We start from the raw sequence: 20,778 nt of genomic DNA, 5'->3' as shown, positions 1-20,778 counted from the left end.
TTACATCCGTGATGATGGTGCATGAATAGAAGGCGTTTGCCCTGAAATATGTGTGTATGCACCTGTAGGTTCGATAAACACAGCATAATCTAATGAAGTTAACGGTAGCACATGACGTAGCCCGGTATTGAGATCACGAATAACAATATGATCTTCTCCTGTCGCTTCTAATAAGCCACGATAGTCGCTATGCATCACTTCACGACCAGGGATCATATAGAACATACCGTTTTTCCCTAGATTGTTCTGTAGCTTTTGATGTAATGACAGATCAGTAGTCCTTGTATTTGAAAGATTCGTTGGACGAATAGTCGATGAAATGTAGTTATTGATTTGAGTCGGAATATGTTCCATGCCAGCATAGCCGTGCTCAGTTCGATAAGCGACCGGACGATAAGGTTGAGTCAACATGATTGCATTCCTCCCAATATTTTGAAATAGGTAGATACTCTAACTCTTAATATTACCCTTTTCTCTGTAGCTCCAATCGTATCTTTGAGGAGAGCGTCAAATAAAAAAAGGCACATCGCTGGTATTTCTACCGGGATGTGCCTTTTGAGATTGATTTATTTTATAGTCATCCTGCTTGATTTAAGAAAGAGATGCTCCGGTCAAAGTAACCGATAGATCCCATAGGCGTTTGGCTTGATCCGAATCCACAGCATACTCTTTCACGCCAACAGAAGGTACACCTTCGATAGCAGGTTCTGCAATATCGCAATCTTCACAATATACGCCACCTTTACCTTCTAACTGTGGAGAAGTAGCTGCCCAGAGTTGAGTTGCCGCTCCCTGTTCAGGTGTTTTGAAAGCAGAGTTTACTCCATTACCATCTTCATCGATCCATTTCAAAGCTACCATTTCTTCTTTAGGCAAATGGCGTTGAAGTGGTGTCAAAATGCCCCCCGGATGAACAGAGAAAGCACGTACCCCTTGTTCACTTCCACGGCGATCCAGTTCTACTGCGAATAAAGCATTAGCTGTTTTAGCTTGACCATATGCTTCAAACTTCTGATAATTGCCTTCAAAATTAATATTGTCCCAACGAATAGGTGAAATGTGATGCCCTGCGGAAGAAGTAGCTACTACTCTTGCGCCTTCTCCTGCGGTAAGTGCAGACCAGATCAAGTTGATCAACGTAAAGTGACCTAGATGATTGGTTGCAAATTGTAATTCCCAGCCTGGACCTACACGAGTCTCAGGGCAAGCCATCACGCCAGCATTTAGAATCGCTATGTCAATACTACGTCCACTCTCTAACAATCGACCTGCAAAAGCACGTACACTATCTAGATCGGATAGATCCAGTTCATCCACTTCGACATGTTCTAATCCTTGAAGTGCTTCATTAGCTACATCCGGGCGACGAGCAGGCACGATAACAAAAGCTCCTGCTTGTACGAGAGCACGTGTTGTTTCAAGTCCAAGACCGGAGTATCCGCCTGTAACTAAAGCGGTTTTACCTGTAAGATCAATACCTTGCAATACTTCACTTGCTGTACTGTCATGTCCAAATCCTGAGTTGATGTTGTGTTGAGCTGTTTTCACATAAGAATGTTCCATATTATTTCTCTCCTCTTCATCGTTGATACTCTTACTGTACAAGCTAGAGTTCACTCTAGGTCAAGTCTCATTTATCACAAATATTGATTTGTGTGTGAGATGACTTGCTGTGAGGATGATCTGTCGATGCTTCTGAAGCAGTGAGGTGTTGATTTTCCCACGTTTGTTCAGGCTCATTACGATTGAGGTGTTTCTCATAGACATTGGTCTTGAGTGTGATGACTTCCAGACAATCGTTCAAATGCTCCATCTGACTGACCACTCGTTGTTGATGTTCTTTCAAAATATCCAACCGTTCATGTTCATTACCCGGACCCATACGTACCAGTTCAGCAAAACGACGAATCTGAGCAATCGGCATACCTGAAGCACGTAGACGTGTACAAATGTAAAGCCATTCTACATCGACTTCACTATACCGTCGTCGTCCTCCCTCATCTCTAGCAATACGTGTAGATAACAGTAAACCTTCCCGCTCATAAAAACGGAGTGAATGTACGCTAAGACCTGAACGTTCTGCAACTTCCCCTATACTGAGCTGATTCTTCTGCTCTAAGTCAGTACTCATAATAACATTCTCCTTTATCAATCCTAGTCGATGTGATGTATAAATGATCACCAATACTTTGATTTCTATCTTAACTCAAGCGTTCGCCTTTCACCACTAATGCGACAGATAGAATGAATTTGAAACAATTGACACACCTGAGTGAAAATGCTAGTATCATTTATACCAAGTATGTTTGTCGGATTAGTCTATTAAATAATGAAATTAAGCGGTACACCCTATATAAATCTATCTATACTATCTTTTAAAGGAGATATTACGATGTCAACATCTGATCATATTCAACGGGATGAAGTAGAATTTGGCTGGTTTTTACCTACAATGGGAGATGGAACACGCTTTGGACAAGATTCTGAACGTCCTCCAACCCTTGAATATTTAACTAATGTTGCCCAGACTGCTGAAAAAGCAGGTTTTGAATTTGCTTTGATCCCTACAGGCGGTGCATGTCTGGACTCTTGGGTGGTAGGATCAGCTATTATCGGTGCAACTACAACGTTAAAACCTCTTGTCGCTCTTCGCCCGGGATTGATTGCTCCTGTGTTAGCAGCACGTATGGCAGCTGCTTTGGATAATCTATCCGGTGGACGAGCACGTATTAATATTGTGACAGGAAGCTCTCCTGATGATCTTGAAGAACTGGGTGATCCACTTGCGCGCGCTCATGACGAGAAGTATGCGCGTACTCGTGAATATGTGCATATTATGAAAAGTGTATGGGAACAAGCAGCTGGTCTTTCTTCAACAGAATTCGGCAATACAGGTCATTCAGCAGTTACCAATCACAAAGTGGATTTTCAAGGCGAATACTATGAATTAAAAGGGGGTACAAGTCGCCCTGCTACGGTACAAAAGCCTACTCTTCCTATTTACTTCGGTGGTAGTTCGGCAAAGGCCAAATCGGTTGGTGCAGAGTATTCAGATGTATTTCTAATGTGGGGCGAGCCTCTTGATATGATTCGTGAACAAGTACAAGAACTTGAACAAGCTCAAGCCGCATATGCCCGGGAACATGGTAGTGTTCGTCCACTTCGGATCGGAATGCGTGCTCAAGTCTTAGTGCGTGATACTGAAGAAGAAGCTTGGGAAGCCGCACGTAATCTAATTAAAGATATCGATCCTGCTACGATCGAACGTGCCAAAGCGTCATTCAGCCAAACCGGAGCAACCGGACAAAATCGTCAAAATCAGATTCGTGACGCAGCTGCACAAAATGACTTTGTTGTCGGCCCTAACCTCTGGGCGGGATTGTCTAATCTTCGTTCAGGTGGAGCTTTGATGTTTGTCGGTACTCCTGATCAAGTATCTGACCGTTTGATGGAATATGCGGAGATTGGGATTACATCCTTTATCTTATCGAGCTATCCTCATTTAGAAGAAGCACAGATTTTTGGTGAAAGTACATTGCCTTTATTTAAAGAAAAATGGAGCAATCGCTTAGTCGCTTCGAATTAAGGACGATGAAGTCTGTTAGCTAATCATAAACTACAAATTTTATGTCTTGATATAACAAAAACAGGTGCGAATAGATCGCACCTGTTTTTTTGTCATGCTTATAAGCATGCTCTAGCTCATCTATTCAACATAGATCATTTTACGTGTCATTCCACCATCTACAATCAATTCAGCACCGGTAATAAATGAATTTTCTGGATCGGTTAAAAATAAACAGGTTCTCGCTACATCTTCAGGTGTGCCTACACGTCCTGCTGGATGTTGTGCATGGTCTTCTTTCGTCAGAGCATTATAGTCGCCTGTCTCAATCCAGCCCGGGCTAATCGCATTCACGGTAATATGATCAGGCCCTAGCGATACAGATAGAGCATGGGTGATCGCTGTAATACCACCTTTTGAAGCCGCATATGCTTCAGAATGAGGCTCAGACATATGAGCACGTGTTGAAGAAATATTAACAATAGAACCTCCTGTATGATCACGCATCACTTTAGCGGCTTCGCGGGATACTAAGAAACAAGCTCTCACATTCGTATTCATTACATCGTCCCACTCGTCCAAAGTCAGTTCGTAAGGCGATTTCCAACGAGACACCCCTGCGTTATTAATAACAATATCAATCTGTCCGGTTGTATTCACAATCTCCTGTATGGTGGCTATAACGTCTTCTTCTCGACGTACATCACAAGGTAAAAAGTGCGCTTGTCCTCCACTCTCACGGATAGCTGCTGCGGCTGAAGCACCTTCAGGTTCTAACGTATCGGTCAAAAACACAGTAGCGCCTTCGGCAGCATAACGTTCTGCTACAGCTTTACCGATTCCTTTGGCTGCACCTGTGACAATAACCGTTTTCGAAGCATATTTCATAAGATATCTCCCTTTGAGTTCGTATATGAGTATGATGAATCTATACTGCTTATTCAACGATTGAGAGAATTAAGAAACATGACCTCTTATACGACCAGTACTATTCTATGTAAATACAAAGGTATGACTTATGTCCAAAAGGATCAGAAATGATAAAGGAACACACTTCTTATTGATCAGCGAAGTGTGTTCCTTTATGAAGTGCCTATAGATAATCCGTCTGCATGTCTGGCTTGGATAATAGATAATCTTATGAACCGATTATGCATAATACGCTTGTAAAAGCTCCTGAGTATCATCTTTAGCGGCATCCAATACACCTTGATCTGCCCAACATGCACGACAAGCTTCTTCTTCTCGACATTCATTAGCATCCAAGCAAGTGTAGCAAAGGTTCATGTAAAAGTTAGTAAGGTTTTCATTAGTATTGTTTCTCATCTCAATCATCTCCTTGTTTTTTCTACATCCCAAGCATAACCGATTCAAAAGCATATTAATGTGATTTATTTCACAATCAATAAAGAATTTTAAATTATTTTTTGATTTTATAAAAAGAAAGTATTCTAACGAGAAAAAAGGATCACCTTTGCTACCTTTAGACGGGTTCGCAAAGCAGATCCTTTGTATATTATTCTTATTTATGATTGTATTTTATAAAACATGCCATGTTTTGCCACCATCGGTAGTCTGCATCAGTAGTGAACGTCGTTCTTCATTTTTGGCAACTAATAACCAACCTACATTTGCAGAAAAGAATTGCAATTTGGCTAACTCTGGATAATTATTCAATGTTCTTTGTAACGTATTATTGACAGGTAATGCTGTCCATGTCTTGCCTTGATTGGTTGTACGATAGACTACCCCGTCAACTACAGACCATCCTATTTTGTTATTCAAAAAAGTAGGACCCATCGACTGATTAACACCAGTTTGAGCTTTTAACGCAAATGGAGCAAAGTTCCATGTCTTGCCTGCATCATTGGTAAAATAGCCATTGTAGCTTGTCTGGTTATCGGTTACACAACCAATATTCATCCAACCGGCTGTTTTGCTGTCACCAAAAAATTGAGGTTTCCCTGTGGTCAAAGCATGACAATTCGACATTTTGGTATTTTTCTCAAAGTCAGGCCCTGATTTCCACGTTTTGCCGGAATCACTTGTCATATAGAGATGAGGCTTACCTTGTTGTTCTAACGTCACAAATCCATGATCACGATCTCTAAAAGACATACCTACAAGCTTCCCGAATTTAGGAATAGCTTGCGTTGCTAACCCTTTAGCTTCATAGATACCTGTGTTTTGCATCACTTTTTCCCATGTATTACCGCCATCTTTGGTAATATAGAGTACTTTTTCCTGCTGATCTTCTGCACTATTGGCTGAATCTGAAGAAGCCAGTGCCCAACCCATTTTACTATCCATAAAATAAATACCTAATACATTTACTTCATCATCCAATGTAGCGAAATTCCAGTTCTGTCCGCCATCGGTTGTATGCAGAATTAAGGTTTCGCCTACACCTGATGCATTGCGAACCACCCAACCATTATTTTGATTTAAGAAAAAGATATCTTTGCCATACGTAGGCGGTTCTGAAAATGTAACGGTCTGAGCGGGTGATACATTATCCCATGTGCCTCCACTATCTTGCGTCACATAGATACGCAGTTCATTACGGGTAACCCCCCATGCTAGACCTGCACTTGCGCTTAATAATTGAAAGTCTGTTAATCGGGTCTGAATTTTATAACCTTTTTCAGCAGGAGCCCCCTGCTTCGTATCTGATGTGGCTGTATGGTTAAGGGTTATGGTCTGCCCTTGATCTTCAGTTTGAATTTTTTTGAGTTCTTGAGATGACGCTTTGTCTGCTGCTGGATCGTAATCACTTGTAGATGATTGACAAGCAGTAAGGACAAAAATAAGCGTAATCCATATAAAGAGCGCTTTGCGCATCGATCGTTTCATTCTTTCTCTCCTTTCACGCTTACATTAAGCAATTTGTGATTCCGATGTTTGATAACCCTTATAAGAGTAAACCATAATGAACAGAGGTTGTTTACAGAAAAGTTACAAGCCATTACAGATTTTGCGATTTTTGCAATGCTCCATACCATTTTTTGGGCTTTCTTTTCTGTGATCCTTTTTACATTGGTCGCGCTTTCCGTTACAATAGTAGCGAATCTGTAATATAGATTAAAGAAGGAGATGATAAAAAATGACAGTATCTGAATCTGTATCCAAGCCCCACCGTGTCGTTGTTATTGGCACAGGAGCCGTAGGCTCCACAACCGCTTATACCCTTTTACTCCACAAGAGAATGTCTGAACTCGTCTTTATTGATGCGAATCACAACAAAGCTCTTGGCGAAGCACTCGATATGAACCATGGACTCCCATTCGTTGGCGGCGTCAAACTATGGGCAGGTGATTATTCGGATTGCAAAGACGCAGATATTATCATTATTGCTGCCGGTTCCAATCAGCGTCCAGGGGAAACCCGGATCGACTTATTGAATCGGAACTCAGCCATCTTCGAAGACATTATTTCGAATATTACGAAATATAATAATAGCGGTATTCTACTTATTGCTACCAATCCAGTAGATATACTCAGTTATGTATCATGGAAAAAGAGCGGTTGGCCATCTAACCGTGTTATTGGCTCCGGTACATTACTTGATAGCGCACGCTTCCGTTATTTAATTGGTAAAGAAAAAGGCATTGATCCTCGCAGTATTCATGCTCATATTATCGGGGAGCATGGTGATTCCGAGTTGCCTGTATGGAGTCTGTCTAATATTGCAGGAGCTCCACTGAACTTTGAAGAAGACAAACAAAAAGAAATCTTTGAAAACACCAAAAATGCAGCTTACGAAATCATCAATGCTAAAGGATCTACTTCGTATGCGATTGCACTAGCACTTGACCGCATTGTAGCGGCTATTTTGCAAAATGAACACGCTGTATTGAATGTCTCTTCTTTGCTTGAAGATTATCATGGCATCTCTGACGTATATCTCGGTGTACCTGCGATTGTCGGTAGAGATGGTATCCAAGCTAAATTGCCTATTCCTATGAATGAGCATGAAGAAGAATTACTACGTGCTTCTGCTACAAAGTTAAAAGATCAGATTGCACAGTTAGATATTTAAGTTGAATCAGAGATAGATTCTGAAGTGATATATAATTAACTATAGACTATCTTGTATTCATATGACAAATCTCTAACGAATATTGATGTATAGAAAAACTGAATAATTCAAAAATAATATAAAAAAGTGGATTTAGGGATAAGACCCTGAATCCACTTTTTTTATGTGTAAAATGATGATTGTCTAATGATCACTTGATCAATAAGGAATATCATCGTCACGTTCAGGTGTTTCATTCGCCCGATCCACTAAGCGTCTTGCCACCACTTCAAAAGGCTCCGGCTGTAATAGTTCTACAGGTGAAAATCCTTTATCAAACGTAAACGCATCGCCTTCAATCACCATAGCATAATGATCACCTAACTTGGCAATATGCAGTCGATATCCATAATCAGCAAGCAATCCACGAATACTGGTATCTCCTAGCTTCATTTTGATCTCGATCTCTGGCTTAATCTCCACAATACGTTCTGCGGCTTCGATCACATGTTGCGGTTCCCATTTTTCTTGAATATCCCGCTTTTCACTGGCTGCCCATAGTTCTAGATCATGCTCTTCTTGCTGGCGTTCTAGATTGGTTGCATCCGGCCACTTTTCTTCGACATATGTCTGTACATAATCCATCACTCGTTCATTAACAATCTCCGGAATCGATTGCTCATACGTGATAAATTTCAAAAAGTCTTCAAAATAACGGGCATGAGAAGATTGATGAATTTTAAGCTCCCATTCTTCGATCATACCTTCTTCTGGCATATGCGGGTATTGGATTGATTTCATATTGCGAGCGCTAATCGCCATCTCGACTTCGCTAATCAGACTACGTTCATCCGAGATACGGGCGATACGCTGTTCAAAATCACATTTCATCACAAAAATAAACGGATCATCAAAATGCGTATCTAGCTTGGCTTGTGTAATAATCAAAGCTCCACCACGAACTGAACTTGTTTCCAGATAGCTACGTACCAGATCATCACATGCATTTTTGAAATCTTCTTTATTATCAACCGCTCTTAAACGAGTAAATAAATTGTAATTGGGATTGCTGGTCAGCTCATGTCCCGGCTCCACTAAAAACGTACCAATCTTAGTAGGCGGCTGTTCTGTACCCGGATTTTTTTCGACTTTTCGTTTGGCTGTACGACCAAATTCAGCATGTAGAAATTTTTTGATCTCACTTTCTTCATACTCATCTTCATCGAGTGTTTGATAATGTTTGTAGTTTTTGTTAGTTTGTCCTTCTTTACCTTCAACTTGTAATACAAAAAAAGATAAAAATTGAATATCAAATCGCATAATAAACTCCTTTAATTTCGCTCAATTAGTCTATATATCATTGTGAATTGAATATTGAAGCATGAATAGTATATGTTATTTCCGGAATCAAGTGACAGGATGATTAGACTTATGCTTACGGGAAATACCTGGCTCTCGAACCGACAATATAGCATTAACCGCCATACCTCCGATAACCAATACCAATCCTACCCACATGCCGACTGAAGACAACATAACACCTAGAAGTAGCCACTCACCTAATAAAGTAAAGACTACTTCTAACGCTTGCGTCGCTTCTACAGTCGCTAGACGTGCAGGATGATGTCTAACTTGATCGGTAGCACCAAAGAACAATACGGTTGCTACAACCCCGGAAAATAGAGCGACTAGAAATGTCTGACCTGTCTGAGCACCTGAAGGTAATCCAGATTGGATAGCACCAATACACGCTAGAATAATCCATACTGGAAGACTGGCTATACTCATTCCCAGTGTCCGCTGAAAAGCATCCAATCGCCCATCGCATACTTCCATCATTTTACGATTACCTAGCGGATAAGCAAAAGCCGCAATAGCAATCAATACAATACCTTGCCAGCTAGCACCTTCTGTATGTTGTCTGACCTGTTCCCACTGCATTAACCCAATCCCTGTCAAAATAATTAGCGCCGCTAACATGCCTGCTCTTGGGATCTTTCCTCGTTCTTGGATTGGTCCTTGAGCTGTATAACGGACAAAGAAGAACAGTGGTGACATAATCATACCTGCCACAATCGTCATTTCAAAAGCTGCCGCAGTCAGCCAACCGGGTGAGTAGATCGCCGCTGCACACATCGGTGCATAAAATAATCCAAATCCGATGGTACTCCATATCAACCACTGCACAGGCGACTTTTTCATTTCCACCCATAATCCAGTAAGATTACGGCGCAGAATAACCAGTATCGCTAATAACGGAATCATAAAAAAGTAACGCAGTGATGCGCTCCATAACCAACTGCCTCCACCCACTTCCATCGAGCGATTCAGTACAAATGTAAACGCAAAAAAGAATGCCGCCGCTACGCCGATCAGTACAGCTTTCATGATGAACCTTGATCTGTGGAAGATGGAGAGTGATTACCAGAAGAAGCCAACCAACTCCCCAGACTCATCCAGTTCTGCTCCATCCGTGTAGCGGTTAATAATAAGTCCCCTGCTTCACTTGCTTCTATAATCAGTCGATGGTCTTCAGGTGAATGCGTATGATCAATACTGCTGAATTTAGCGTATTCTAATCGTCTGATCTTAGGCATCACACGGCTTAGTGCAGCTATAATCTCGGGATTATTCGCTTGTTGTATAAATACATCGTGAAATTGATCATCAGCTTGAATAGCCGCAGAAGCATCCTGTTGCTGAAGTGCCGTAATCAATTCTTGATTGAACTGTTTTAGCATATCATAATGTGGGGTCTGCAAGTAAGGAATAGATAAGCGTGCTGCTAATCCATGTAATACCGCTGCTACTGTAAAAGCATGTGCTGCCGCTTCTTCATATAAAGGAGCAACCCGTGTAACGGCTCCAGGAAAAGATTCAATTAATCCTTCATCCTCCAATCGCTTCAAAGCTTCACGCACTGGAGTACGGCTTACTCCGAATTGCGCGGCTAATTCATTATCATTGAGCTTCTGCTCAGGCAATAATTCTAAGGTCACAATACCTTGTTTGAGCGTATCATATACTTGATCACGCAACGTCGGACGACTTATTTTCTGGATTGATAGTTTTTTCATAAAACCAATATATTGCATATTACTCATAATCTCAATCTTTTTATTATCGTTATGGTTAATTCTGTTGCATAAAAAAACCTCTGAACTGTGGAATAGACCACAATTCAGAGGTTTTTGATTTAGATTCGTTGGAATATTATTTGTTAGTATCACGATTTTTGCGATTTGGGTTTAATAGACTATGATTACGTCCATAAGCGAAGTAAATCAATAATCCAACAAACAACCAGATAAAGAATACAATCCAAGTTAATGGTGCAAGGCGAGTCATCAAGTATACACAGCCTAGTGCACTAATGATTGGAATCCAAGGCACCAATGGAACACGGAATCCTTTTTTCAAGTTAGGGTGATTACGACGAAGTACAATAATCCCTAGACTAACTACAGCAAAAGCAAACAATGTACCGATATTGGTCAATTCAGCTAGATCACCTAATGGGATAAAACCAGCGAAGATTGCGATAATGATACTTGCAATCCAAGTTCCTTTAGCTGGCGTCTGACCTTTACCACTAATTTTAGAAAAGACTGGAGACAACAGTCCATCACGTGACATCGAGTATAATAGACGACTCTGTCCATACATCATCACAAGCAATACGGTAGTAATCCCTGTAATAGCTCCCAATGATACGATCCAAGCTAGACCATTCAAATTAACAAATTCAAAAGCAAATGCTACTGGATCGCTAACGTTTAACATTTGATAAGGGACAATCCCTGTCAAAATCAATGAAACAATAATATACAATACCGTACAGATTGCTAATGAAGCAATAATACCGATTGGCAAGTCGCGTTGTGGACGTTTGACTTCTTCAGCGGCTGTAGACACTGCATCAAATCCGATATAAGCAAAGAATACCGTCGCTGCACCTGTCGTTACACCTGCCATACCAAACGGTAAGAATGGATGCCAGTTCTCAGGTTGTACATAGAATACACCTACACCGATAAAGATGAGAACAACGATCAATTTCACAGCAACCATAATTCCATTGGCACGTGCTGCTTCTTTGACTCCACGTGTGAGCAAGAATGCAATAATCAATGTAATCGCAGAAGCAATCACATCAAAGTATGTTCCTTTTTCTGGACTAAATGCACTGGTTAAGGCATGTGGGAGTTCTAATCCAAACCCTGATAATAGACTCTGGAAGTATCCAGACCATCCACTAGCTACTGCCGCACTAGCGAATCCATATTCCAGTATCAAGTCCCATCCTAGAATCCATGCAATAACTTCGCCGAAAGCTGTATAACTATATGTATACGCACTTCCTGAAGCCGGTACTGTTGAAGCAAATTCAGAATAACATAATGCGGCAAACGCACAGATAATACCTGCTAAAAGGAAAGAAAGTACTAATCCAGGACCTGCATATTTAGCAGCAGCTACCCCTGTTAATACAAAAATCCCTGTTCCGATAATAGCCCCCACACCTAGCGTGGTTAGATCAAGAGCTCCTAATACTCTTTTCAGCCCTTTGTCTTCCGCTTCTGCTATAGGTTTACGTCTGAATAAAGAAGTCTGTTCTTTATTACTATTCATACACAAAATCCTTTCACTGTGAGGTATTATGACATTTTTTTATAATATTAAAGGACACCTATAAAAAACTACATAATACTACACTGTGATGCGTTGAATTAATAAATTTATTTATGAAAAATCGTTAAATTATGAGATAAAAGCTTTCATTGGCTTCATTTTGGGAAAAAGTTGATTCTTTTTTTGCGATAAACGGAGATAAGCAATCTTTGCTATGATACAAATAACATCATTAGGATATGGCGATAAGAAATAATATGCTTATTAAAGGAGTAGGTTATACATATGATCACCCGTGAACAATTAGAACAGCAACAGATTTGGATCTACATTATTGTATTAATCATAGCTGCTGGATTGGGATTATTCGTTCCTGATCTAATCTCGATATTGGATCATCCGATATTGATATCTATAGTGATCGCTATATTGATGTTTGGGATGTTTACTCAGATTCCTTTTCTAACTATACGAAAGTCTTTGGGTGATCGCCGTTTTATATTGGCTTTACTAACTGCTAATTATATAGCTGTACCGATCGTCGTCTGGGGATTATCTCAATTTCTTCCTCAGCAAGCCCCCTTATTATTAGGCGTATATCTGGTACTACTTACTCCATGTATTGATTATGTTATTGTGTTTACACATCTAGGACGTGGCAATGAAAAAGCGATTCTACTGGCAACACCTATTCTTTTTGTCACCCAAATGGTTTTGTTGCCGGTATACTTGTGGTTATTTATGGGAGAGAAAGCATCTGAAGTGGTCAATCCTACACCTTTTATCGAATCTTTTCTTATTATTATTGTTCTCCCTCTGATATTAGCAATTGGTCTGCAAGTTATCGCTAGTAAAGCCAGACCGCGTGGATCATTACTGTTAGAAGGTTCAGCATGGATTCCTGTTCCATTGATGGCGTTGACCTTATTTATTATTGTAGCGTCACAGATCGGCAAGTTATCTATGTATGGAGACGTGATTATTCAGGTTATTCCTATCTATATTGCTTTTCTATGTATTATGCCTTGGATTACGAGATGGATTGTACAATGGTTCAAATTAGACATAAGCTCAGGACGAGCTGTCATTTTCAGTGCTGGTACACGGAACTCTCTGGTTGTGCTTCCACTTGCCTTATCTTTGCCAGACAATTGGAGTACTTTAGTCGCTGCGATTATTGTAACGCAGACGATTGTGGAGCTTGTCGGCGAACTGATCTATATTCGCATAGTTCCTCATTTTATTCTGCGTGACAAATAGAATCCAATATACAAAATAAGGATAGATCGTCGTGACACTAAACGATCTATCCTTATTTGCATGTTCAATAGTAGATATACATACTATTATTTGATTTCAAAAGGAAGCTGTACGTCCAATTTGGAAATCGCTTCTTCTTTTTCTCGATTGCTTACATGTGTATAAATGGTTGTCGTCTGAATTGAGGAGTGACCTAACAACTCTTGTACTGTCCGTAGATCTGTACCTTGACGTAATAACATCGTTGCAAACGAATGTCGTAATTTGTGGCTGGAATACGGAAGCCGTTGCTCGGGTTCGATATGACTTTGAAAACGATCAAATGTATCTGTAGCGATCTGCTGAATATTTCGAATCGACAAACGTGTTCCTTTTTGTGAAATAAATAGCGCACTTTCCCCATCTCTCCATGGAGATAATCGCTCTTCTATCGCTTGTTGTAAAATCGTCGCTACAGCATTCGGTACAGGGAGCGTACGCCATTTACGTCCTTTACCCAGTACTTGTAACGTGCCCCGTTCAGCATTGTAGTCGTTGAGATTGAGTCCATGAACTTCTCCAACCCGTAGCCCCATATACGCCATAAATAGAAAAATGGTCAAATTGCGAGTGCGATATTTGCCTTCTACCGATTGCATAAATTCAGTGATTTTGATTTCATCTAAGTAAACAGGTGCTTTATTATGTTCTGTTTTGGCTTTTTTTATCCCAAAAGCAGGATTATGTTCCGCCATTTCAAGTTCGATCAAAGCTTTGAAAAAACAACTTACTGCTGCATGCTTACGATTTCTAGTGGAATCACTGACACCACGTGTACGTGCGCTACTAAGAAAAGACAGCACATGACGCTTTTTCATTTCATCCAGTGGTTTGTTACGAATAGCATGGGAATTGAGAAACTCATATACATCGCTTAAATAAGACTTCTGTGTATAACGCGTATAACCCGCATCTTTCATCCAATCTGTAAAAGCTTCAATTTCTTCACTATATATAAAATCCTCTTCTTCGGATGCATACTTTGTATTCATCAGAGATCATTCATCCTTTCCTATAACCCACATCCTTCTTCTATTATACATCAACCTGTCGATATCGTTGAGACGCTACTGTTGAAATTAAAATGGGAAAAAGAGTGCATTCAGCGTTCTAACGTTTCAAATAGGGTAAAAAAGAGTATAACTTATATAGAAACAAAACAGCGTCAAATTTTATTTTGTCAAATTAATTTATGGATATACACTACACTAAACTTCATGATGAAGAGGAGATTCTACGATGACCGAATTCAAAAAAGTTTATCTTGAACCTGCTGCTCAACAATTCGCAGACGACAATTCTAAGCCTCCATTTCTACCTGATCTAGGTCCAGAAAAAGGGCGCGAAACAGTAGATGAAGTACAGTCTGGTGAAGTATACAAACCAGAAGTTGATATCGAAGAACTTAATATTGCAGGTGGCCCGTCTGGTGAAGTATCGGTTCGTATTTTACGTCCAAAAAATGCTCCTGAGACGTTGCCTGTGTTGGTATATATTCATGGTGCAGGCTGGGTATTCGGTAATGCACATACTCATGATCGCTTAAGCCGTGAACTAGCAACAGGTGCTGAAGTGGCTGTAGTATTCGTTAATTATAGCCTTTCACCTGAGCATAAATATCCTACAGCAATTGAAGAAATCTATGCTGTGGTAGAATGGATTGCTAAAGAAGGTTCTACCAAAGGTCTGGATGCTTCCCGTCTATATGTAGGTGGAGACAGTGTTGGTGGTAATATGACAGCTGCAATCACTCTAATGGCGAAAGAACGTAGCGGCCCTACTATCCAAAAACAATTGTTGTTCTATCCAGTAACTGATGCTTCTTTTGATACTGAATCGTATCAACAATTTGCAGAAGGATATTTCTTGCAACGTGATGGTATGAAATGGTTCTGGGATCAATACACAACCGATCCTAACGAACGTACTCAAATTACAGCATCCCCTCTTCGTGCAACAACAGAGCAACTGAGTGGTCTACCAGAAGCATTGGTTATCACAGGTGAAGCTGATGTATTGCGTGATGAAGGTGAAGCTTATGCTAACAAATTGCGCGAAGCAGGCGTACCTGTTACAGCTGTGCGTTTCCAAGGTATTATTCATGACTTTGTGATGTTAAATGTACTAGCTGATACTAACGCTAAAAAAGGTGCGATCAAGCTAGCTACTACCTTCTTACGCGAAGGATTTTAATACAATTCAATCCAATTGCTGATACTAGTTATAAACGATACATGTTTGAATCGATTCAATAGATGTATTGAATAAGTAAATAGTACAATAAAAAAAGGATGTTCTTGAGTCTATCTTAGGCTTAAAGAACATCCTTTTTTGTTATAGATCACGGATTGTTAATAATAGATACAGTTAGCTGATAAAAAAGACAACCTAGACACAAAATGGGATCTGTTATTTAAGTATATACTATTTAGTTTACATATTATTTATTATGTAAAATAATGATGTAAATTTATTAATGACTTTAAAAAGTTATTTTTATTGCAACTATAACATCGAAATAAAAATACATCCTTTTTTTATATGTCTAAAAATAATCTATTTAATGTGGCACCCTATCTTTGGAAAAATCATTCACTAGAGAATATTCTTTTACACCTCTTCTTCACTTTACTTTCAGACCATCAATATAAAGTCTTCGTATCCCTTGCAAAATGCGTTGCTTTTCAAATCCCTGATCGATCATATGAATATCTAGATTATGCAGAGTAGACATCAATGCTTCTACGGTATAGGCAATATCAATCTCTTCGATTTCATTGTTCTTTTGGGCTTGCTCTAACAGTCTTTGACAGCAATTACGCATCCACACATATAACGGCGATTGCATCGGACGATGTCCTGTTAAAGAACGACTAACATGGCATAACCATGGCGATTTCATTTCTAAAAAATCCGCAAATTGCTCAACAACACTATATAGTTGTTCTAAAGGTTGAGCTTCTACATGTGCCTTCAACCATTGATCCATCTGATCGAATAATGGCTGACATTCCTCTTTTACTACATCTATAGAAAGGTCATTAATCTCAGAATACCTTCTATATAGACTTGCTTGCCCTACCCCTGCTGTTTTGGAAATCTGATGCATATTCACATCTTGTATGCCTCCATGCTGTATAAATAATGTACGTGCAGCTTGTATAATTTTACGTCGATTGACTTCTTCCCGGCTTAATTTGAGGCTAGTCGATTGAGTTGCTTCTTTCATATATATCAGTCTCCTTATTATCATTTAAATAAATCTATGCTGATTTAATTGACAAACGGACAGATTGTCCGTTATAATTCTATTATGGACAGTTTGTCCGTTTATTATAAAGAATTATTTATTAAGAAGCAATAAGTAGATATTTTAAACGGAATAAATAATCTTAATTACGTCATTTTAAGTTTTTCGTTATAAAATGACTTAGAATTTCAAATATAGAAATGGAGTGTTAAAGTATGATTCAAAAACTTTATTTTTTACAGATGGGTTATTGTGGATTAGATCAATCTGCTTTAAATGGTAATCTACCTACGGGTAAGATTATGTATGTGCCTGTATGGTCTTTTCTGCTCGAAACATCCGACGGGCCTATTTTAATAGATACAGGAATGCCAGATTCATTTGTAAATCAGCCCAATTATTATGCTGGAACACGTCGAGAAGGTAAATTAATACCTGATATGCAACCACAACATACTATGCCAGAAACGTTAAAACGTTTAGGTTATTCGATCAAAGACATTCAAGCTGTTATCAGTTCGCATCTCCATCTAGACCATGCAGGCGGTAATCACCATTTTCAAGATGTACCTATTTATGTACAGCGTGCCGAATATCATGAAGCGATCCATAATGAAGATTACTCGCCAATAGAATGTCGAGAACCCAATTTGAATTATCATTTGTTGGATGGAGATTATGAAGTCGCACCAGGTATTCAATTATTATCTACTCCCGGTCATTCTGCGGGGCATCAATCTGTTCTACTGAATACTGAAAAATCCGGTTCTATTTTACTTACTGTTGATGTATCCTATACACGTGATAATTTTGAACGAGGTATCCCCTTTGCTGTTAAAGATGCACAACAAAATCAACAAGCGATCCAGCGTCTTCAACAAGTTATTCAAAATAAACAACCACAAATCGTTTTCTTTGGACATGATATAGAGCAAGCTAAACATCAACAAGTATATCCTTTATTTTTCTAAATGAATTATAATTAACATAATAATAATTATGTAAACTAAATAAAGAGAATGTAAAGAATAACACTCTCTTTGCCTCTAATATAAAGAAATCATACACTAAAAGAAATCCTTTACTTTCCACCAGCTTGACGAGAATTATAGAATTCAACTGCTTTTTGAATCAACTGTTGCATGGAACCGAAAGAAGTACTCTCTTTGACTTGACTATCCAACTGACCTTGAGGTACTTCTTTCACTTTATCTGCTGAATCTGTAGGAGATCCTACCCCTGCTTTTTGTAATAACTCTCCAATTGATTGAAATGGAGTATGCTTTTGCATAAACTCTGGTGTTAGTAATTTTTCTAAAGGTAGTTTTTGTACAATCTGATCCAACGGTAAATTTTTAGCTATTTCCATCAAACCACCCGGTGTTTTTGCTTTTTCAATCATTCCTTTAAGATCGCCCATTCCACCTAAATTAAATCCCATATTGATAAACCTCCTCTAAAAGTATCGTTCTATTCAGTGAATAAAACTACATAATGATATAGTTATGAGAGGTACCCCTATAAAGTACGTCTTCATGTCTATTACCCTAATCTGTAGTTAGTGATTGACTATCATTTTTAATTACTATGTAAGGTTGTGTGAAACCCTATACTAGTTTACGTATTATTTATTATGTAAACTAATGATAAAACAACGAGATTATAACCACAACTAAATAAATAACGTTTATGTTTCTTGCATCAAGTTAATCTTGTTATTTATTTAGTTGTGATGATTATATAATTTCTAACATACACTCCCATGAGTTCAGATACTCCAGTTCTTCTTCGACTCTTTGTGTTTCTTCTAGATCCGTATCTTCTTGATTCCATAATTCTTCTGTATCGGCAAATGCATTATTTATTAAAGGTGTAAACAACCATATCATTTTATCTGACATTCCCGCTTGTTGATACTCGTTAGATTGATTTGCTACATTATGAACATGACTCATTTTCAATCCATCTCCTTTTACACACTTTATATTTATGTCGACATGAAGTAAGCTTCCAATAAGATCATCTGACAAAATATTTATTTTCTTTTTTATATCATAATACAATCCACTCTTTTTCAAATCCGCTTAGAGGATGAATTATAAACTATAAAATATCATCCTCTAGATGGAGTTTATTTTTACAAAGTGTTGTATAGATTTAATACTACAATTACGAAAAGTGTAGGTAGATGAAAGAAGTATTCGCACCTAGCAAATAGAGATGTTTTTGAAATCTTTTAGGTTTACATAATTTAAATTATGTATGATTCTGTATTTTTGAGCCTTTTTAATATATGGTATTATTTGTTAATGAATATGAGAAATATACTCTTATTTATGCGGAATAGTGGTCGCATTATCTATTTCTAATCGATTTAAACATAAACAGCGTATAATTTATATTATACGCTGTTTTTTGATTGCTTAAGTTTAACTCCTAATAGCATTGCATTTAAAAAGCTCACTTTATTATCTTTTAGCTTTTTCCAATCAGAGTTTTCTTTGTTAAAATGTCCTATACTTAAAACTTCATAAACAAATACCCAGTTTTCTTGAAAATCTTCTTTATTCTCAAGTAGCTCCTTAGCGAGATTTTTAAATACCTTTATTTGCTTCTTATTATCTGTCATATCACTATTACAACAATATAAATAACCCAATAAATTTAAAATAGCATGATTAGAATTTCTAATTTTTTCAAAATCAATAGATTTAATTTCGAAGTTGTACTTTATAGAAAAAAATAAAGCATAACATACACTTTCATAATTATTACTCATAAAGCCTTCTTCATAAATTATATTTGAGAATCGGGAAATGATATTAGAATCTAATTCTTGCTCTTCAAATATATAATTATCAATAAGTTGTATTAAATAGGGATAAATAACAGCTAAATGTAAAACTTTTTTTACATAATATTTTTTAGCATTTTTAGATAGTTTCTTTTTATGAAAAATTTTAATCATGTAATTTAAAATAGCTGCATTGTTATTATTAGAATGTAATGCATATATTGCTGTATTAATTAATAGCTCTGTATTTTTATAATCCCAGTATTCCTTTTCGTTAATTGATAATGCGTTTAACTTACTGATCCAACTTTCTGTTGAAGGTATAGGCAAAACTGATATTGTAGTTTTTTTATGATTTAAAATCAAATTAAACTTTTTCAAAGCCTCGTTTATATCTACTAAAAATTTTTGTACTTCATCATAATTTTTAACATAACAGGTATAATCATCAATATTTCTAAAATACTTCCATCCTTTATCTATAAGGACTTTATCGATAAACACTAAGACTATCTCAGATAAAAGGTTAGAAGTATGAGGACCAATTAATATTCCATGTGTTTCTCCATTTTTAATATTTCTAACATGAAAATCTAGTTTATTAAACCAATGTTCTTCGCTACGGTTTTTTTTAGCTATTTCTTTTCCAGCTAATGCCCAGGCTAAAGAATGAGTATAAATACTAGGAAAACAAGTAGATATGTCAACATTAACAATATATTTTGAACCGATGAGAAAATCTTCATTTTCCACTTCACCATCAATTTTATAGTTTTTATAATTCATTTTAAAAACTATTTTTGTATCCCTCATTTTTCTAATATGTAGCCTACTAACTTTGATTGTTTGATTTTGTGTCTGCTTTTCAAAAAAATCTTTTAATTTATCCCAATGGTTTTTTATAAAAAAACATAATTGATAATAATTCATTGGATTTGGTATTCCTATACTTCTAGGAATATTAATATTTCTCATATTCTCATATCTAATAAAATTTGTTTCTCTAGGTGTATTTTCAAATTTAGGATTAAAATTTTTACAGTATTTATAAAAAGGAACACTATCAAATATGGGTGGAAGTTTTTCACTGAATAATCCGTATCCTAGCAAACCTTCAAAAATATCTTCATTATTTAGTTCATTCATAAAATCAGAATACTTTTTCAATAATACCACCTCTATCTTCACTAATTTAGTTAATTATAATTAATAGTCGTTTT

20 protein-coding genes are annotated in these 20,778 nt (G+C 37.7%); 5 read left to right on the top strand and 15 right to left on the bottom strand.

Features of this window, described 5'->3' with window-relative positions; translation table 11 throughout:
- The 3 genes from RCP16_RS07035 to RCP16_RS07025 all read right to left on the bottom strand — a co-directional run bounded on the left by RCP16_RS07035 (nucleotide 1) and on the right by RCP16_RS07025 (nucleotide 2,131).
- A complete protein-coding gene (locus RCP16_RS07035; RefSeq protein ID WP_308641996.1) occupies nucleotides 1-411 on the bottom strand; it encodes a spore coat protein GerQ in 411 nt (136 codons plus the stop codon).
- Nucleotides 412-591: 180 nt separating this feature from the next.
- Nucleotides 592-1,563, bottom strand: coding sequence for an SDR family NAD(P)-dependent oxidoreductase (locus RCP16_RS07030; RefSeq protein WP_308641995.1), 972 nt, complete (start codon nucleotides 1,561-1,563; stop codon nucleotides 592-594).
- Nucleotides 1,564-1,630: 67 nt separating this feature from the next.
- Nucleotides 1,631-2,131, bottom strand: a complete 501-nt coding sequence (locus RCP16_RS07025) for a MerR family transcriptional regulator (protein ID WP_083243590.1) — start codon at nucleotides 2,129-2,131, stop codon at nucleotides 1,631-1,633.
- Between the two features lie 261 nt (nucleotides 2,132-2,392).
- Here RCP16_RS07025 and RCP16_RS07020 point away from each other — a divergent pair, with 261 nt between their 5' ends.
- Nucleotides 2,393-3,586, top strand: coding sequence for an LLM class flavin-dependent oxidoreductase (locus tag RCP16_RS07020; RefSeq protein ID WP_069328810.1), 1,194 nt, complete (start codon nucleotides 2,393-2,395; stop codon nucleotides 3,584-3,586).
- 120 nt (nucleotides 3,587-3,706) lie between these two features.
- Here the strand turns inward: RCP16_RS07020 and RCP16_RS07015 are convergent, their stop codons facing one another.
- The 3 genes from RCP16_RS07015 to RCP16_RS07005 form a co-directional block, all read right to left on the bottom strand.
- Entirely contained in the window at nucleotides 3,707-4,453 is a 747-nt protein-coding gene (locus tag RCP16_RS07015) for an SDR family NAD(P)-dependent oxidoreductase (RefSeq protein ID WP_308641994.1), read from the bottom strand.
- Between the two features lie 261 nt (nucleotides 4,454-4,714).
- Nucleotides 4,715-4,891, bottom strand: a complete 177-nt coding sequence (locus RCP16_RS07010; protein ID WP_175425211.1) for a hypothetical protein — start codon at nucleotides 4,889-4,891, stop codon at nucleotides 4,715-4,717.
- Nucleotides 4,892-5,104: 213 nt separating this feature from the next.
- Nucleotides 5,105-6,418: a WD40/YVTN/BNR-like repeat-containing protein gene (locus RCP16_RS07005; protein WP_069328808.1), complete on the bottom strand. Its 1,314-nt coding sequence runs from the start codon at nucleotides 6,416-6,418 to the stop codon at nucleotides 5,105-5,107.
- A 250-nt stretch (nucleotides 6,419-6,668) separates the two neighbouring features.
- Here RCP16_RS07005 and RCP16_RS07000 point away from each other — a divergent pair, with 250 nt between their 5' ends.
- Nucleotides 6,669-7,604 carry an L-lactate dehydrogenase gene (locus RCP16_RS07000; protein ID WP_069328807.1) on the top strand — a complete coding sequence of 312 codons (936 nt, stop codon included), beginning with the start codon at nucleotides 6,669-6,671 and terminating at the stop codon, nucleotides 7,602-7,604.
- Nucleotides 7,605-7,802: 198 nt separating this feature from the next.
- On the opposite strand, the gene RCP16_RS06995 is transcribed toward RCP16_RS07000, so the two are convergent.
- The 4 genes from RCP16_RS06995 to bcaP form a co-directional block, all read right to left on the bottom strand.
- Entirely contained in the window at nucleotides 7,803-8,903 is a 1,101-nt protein-coding gene (locus RCP16_RS06995; RefSeq protein WP_308641993.1) for a DUF3900 domain-containing protein, read from the bottom strand.
- Nucleotides 8,904-8,990: 87 nt separating this feature from the next.
- Nucleotides 8,991-9,971, bottom strand: coding sequence for a DMT family transporter (locus tag RCP16_RS06990; protein ID WP_308641992.1), 981 nt, complete (start codon nucleotides 9,969-9,971; stop codon nucleotides 8,991-8,993).
- Entirely contained in the window at nucleotides 9,968-10,660 is a 693-nt protein-coding gene (locus RCP16_RS06985; protein WP_083243592.1) for a GntR family transcriptional regulator, read from the bottom strand. The genes RCP16_RS06990 and RCP16_RS06985 overlap by 4 nt, the downstream gene beginning before the upstream one ends.
- A gap of 136 nt (nucleotides 10,661-10,796) precedes the next feature.
- Entirely contained in the window at nucleotides 10,797-12,215 is a 1,419-nt protein-coding gene (bcaP, locus tag RCP16_RS06980) for a branched-chain amino acid transporter BcaP (RefSeq protein WP_069328804.1), read from the bottom strand.
- 285 nt (nucleotides 12,216-12,500) lie between these two features.
- Here bcaP and RCP16_RS06975 point away from each other — a divergent pair, with 285 nt between their 5' ends.
- Nucleotides 12,501-13,475: an arsenic resistance protein gene (locus RCP16_RS06975; protein ID WP_308641991.1), complete on the top strand. Its 975-nt coding sequence runs from the start codon at nucleotides 12,501-12,503 to the stop codon at nucleotides 13,473-13,475.
- 86 nt (nucleotides 13,476-13,561) lie between these two features.
- Here RCP16_RS06975 and RCP16_RS06970 read toward each other — a convergent pair whose 3' ends face one another.
- Nucleotides 13,562-14,506: a tyrosine-type recombinase/integrase gene (locus RCP16_RS06970; RefSeq protein WP_273594078.1), complete on the bottom strand. Its 945-nt coding sequence runs from the start codon at nucleotides 14,504-14,506 to the stop codon at nucleotides 13,562-13,564.
- 247 nt (nucleotides 14,507-14,753) lie between these two features.
- On the opposite strand from RCP16_RS06970, the gene RCP16_RS06965 reads away from it, so the two are divergent.
- Nucleotides 14,754-15,707, top strand: a complete 954-nt coding sequence (locus tag RCP16_RS06965; protein ID WP_308641990.1) for an alpha/beta hydrolase — start codon at nucleotides 14,754-14,756, stop codon at nucleotides 15,705-15,707.
- Between the two features lie 430 nt (nucleotides 15,708-16,137).
- Here the strand turns inward: RCP16_RS06965 and RCP16_RS06960 are convergent, their stop codons facing one another.
- Nucleotides 16,138-16,743 (bottom strand): TetR/AcrR family transcriptional regulator, encoded by a 606-nt coding sequence (locus RCP16_RS06960; protein WP_308641989.1) that lies wholly within the window; start codon nucleotides 16,741-16,743, stop codon nucleotides 16,138-16,140.
- Between the two features lie 236 nt (nucleotides 16,744-16,979).
- Here RCP16_RS06960 and aiiA point away from each other — a divergent pair, with 236 nt between their 5' ends.
- On the top strand, nucleotides 16,980-17,735 hold the full coding sequence (aiiA, locus tag RCP16_RS06955) for a quorum-quenching N-acyl homoserine lactonase AiiA (RefSeq protein ID WP_308641988.1): 756 nt from the start codon (nucleotides 16,980-16,982) through the stop codon (nucleotides 17,733-17,735).
- 110 nt (nucleotides 17,736-17,845) lie between these two features.
- Here aiiA and RCP16_RS06950 read toward each other — a convergent pair whose 3' ends face one another.
- From RCP16_RS06950 to RCP16_RS06940, 3 genes are all read right to left on the bottom strand, one after another.
- The gene (locus RCP16_RS06950) at nucleotides 17,846-18,205 is read right to left on the bottom strand and encodes a hypothetical protein (protein WP_137221801.1); all 360 of its coding nucleotides are present in this window, start codon (nucleotides 18,203-18,205) and stop codon (nucleotides 17,846-17,848) included.
- Nucleotides 18,206-18,500: 295 nt separating this feature from the next.
- Entirely contained in the window at nucleotides 18,501-18,719 is a 219-nt protein-coding gene (locus RCP16_RS06945; protein ID WP_308641987.1) for a hypothetical protein, read from the bottom strand.
- 446 nt (nucleotides 18,720-19,165) lie between these two features.
- Nucleotides 19,166-20,725 (bottom strand): RNA-directed DNA polymerase, encoded by a 1,560-nt coding sequence (locus tag RCP16_RS06940; protein WP_371748198.1) that lies wholly within the window; start codon nucleotides 20,723-20,725, stop codon nucleotides 19,166-19,168.
- Between the last annotated feature and the right edge of the window lie 53 nt (nucleotides 20,726-20,778).

This window comes from Paenibacillus nuruki, from assembly GCF_963311185.1.
Taxonomy (GTDB): Bacteria; Bacillota; Bacilli; order Paenibacillales; family Paenibacillaceae; genus Saccharibacillus; species Saccharibacillus nuruki.
Note: the sequence above shows the minus strand (reverse complement) of the source record. Positions and strands in the feature narration are given on the sequence as shown.

What these genes read in the sequence shown, in the direction of transcription:
- RCP16_RS07035 (WP_308641996.1), bottom strand. Translation starts at nt 411, where the DNA reads ATGTTGACTCAACCTTATCGTCCGGTCGCTTATCGAACTGAGCACGGC.
- RCP16_RS07030 (WP_308641995.1), bottom strand. Translation starts at nt 1,563, where the DNA reads ATGGAACATTCTTATGTGAAAACAGCTCAACACAACATCAACTCAGGA.
- RCP16_RS07025 (WP_083243590.1), bottom strand. Translation starts at nt 2,131, where the DNA reads ATGAGTACTGACTTAGAGCAGAAGAATCAGCTCAGTATAGGGGAAGTT.
- RCP16_RS07020 (WP_069328810.1), top strand. Translation starts at nt 2,393, where the DNA reads ATGTCAACATCTGATCATATTCAACGGGATGAAGTAGAATTTGGCTGG.
- RCP16_RS07015 (WP_308641994.1), bottom strand. Translation starts at nt 4,453, where the DNA reads ATGAAATATGCTTCGAAAACGGTTATTGTCACAGGTGCAGCCAAAGGA.
- RCP16_RS07010 (WP_175425211.1), bottom strand. Translation starts at nt 4,891, where the DNA reads ATGAGAAACAATACTAATGAAAACCTTACTAACTTTTACATGAACCTT.
- RCP16_RS07005 (WP_069328808.1), bottom strand. Translation starts at nt 6,418, where the DNA reads ATGAAACGATCGATGCGCAAAGCGCTCTTTATATGGATTACGCTTATT.
- RCP16_RS07000 (WP_069328807.1), top strand. Translation starts at nt 6,669, where the DNA reads ATGACAGTATCTGAATCTGTATCCAAGCCCCACCGTGTCGTTGTTATT.
- RCP16_RS06995 (WP_308641993.1), bottom strand. Translation starts at nt 8,903, where the DNA reads ATGCGATTTGATATTCAATTTTTATCTTTTTTTGTATTACAAGTTGAA.
- RCP16_RS06990 (WP_308641992.1), bottom strand. Translation starts at nt 9,971, where the DNA reads ATGAAAGCTGTACTGATCGGCGTAGCGGCGGCATTCTTTTTTGCGTTT.
- RCP16_RS06985 (WP_083243592.1), bottom strand. Translation starts at nt 10,660, where the DNA reads ATGAAAAAACTATCAATCCAGAAAATAAGTCGTCCGACGTTGCGTGAT.
- bcaP (WP_069328804.1), bottom strand. Translation starts at nt 12,215, where the DNA reads ATGAATAGTAATAAAGAACAGACTTCTTTATTCAGACGTAAACCTATA.
- RCP16_RS06975 (WP_308641991.1), top strand. Translation starts at nt 12,501, where the DNA reads ATGATCACCCGTGAACAATTAGAACAGCAACAGATTTGGATCTACATT.
- RCP16_RS06970 (WP_273594078.1), bottom strand. Translation starts at nt 14,506, where the DNA reads ATGAATACAAAGTATGCATCCGAAGAAGAGGATTTTATATATAGTGAA.
- RCP16_RS06965 (WP_308641990.1), top strand. Translation starts at nt 14,754, where the DNA reads ATGACCGAATTCAAAAAAGTTTATCTTGAACCTGCTGCTCAACAATTC.
- RCP16_RS06960 (WP_308641989.1), bottom strand. Translation starts at nt 16,743, where the DNA reads ATGAAAGAAGCAACTCAATCGACTAGCCTCAAATTAAGCCGGGAAGAA.
- aiiA (WP_308641988.1), top strand. Translation starts at nt 16,980, where the DNA reads ATGATTCAAAAACTTTATTTTTTACAGATGGGTTATTGTGGATTAGAT.
- RCP16_RS06950 (WP_137221801.1), bottom strand. Translation starts at nt 18,205, where the DNA reads ATGGGATTTAATTTAGGTGGAATGGGCGATCTTAAAGGAATGATTGAA.
- RCP16_RS06945 (WP_308641987.1), bottom strand. Translation starts at nt 18,719, where the DNA reads ATGAGTCATGTTCATAATGTAGCAAATCAATCTAACGAGTATCAACAA.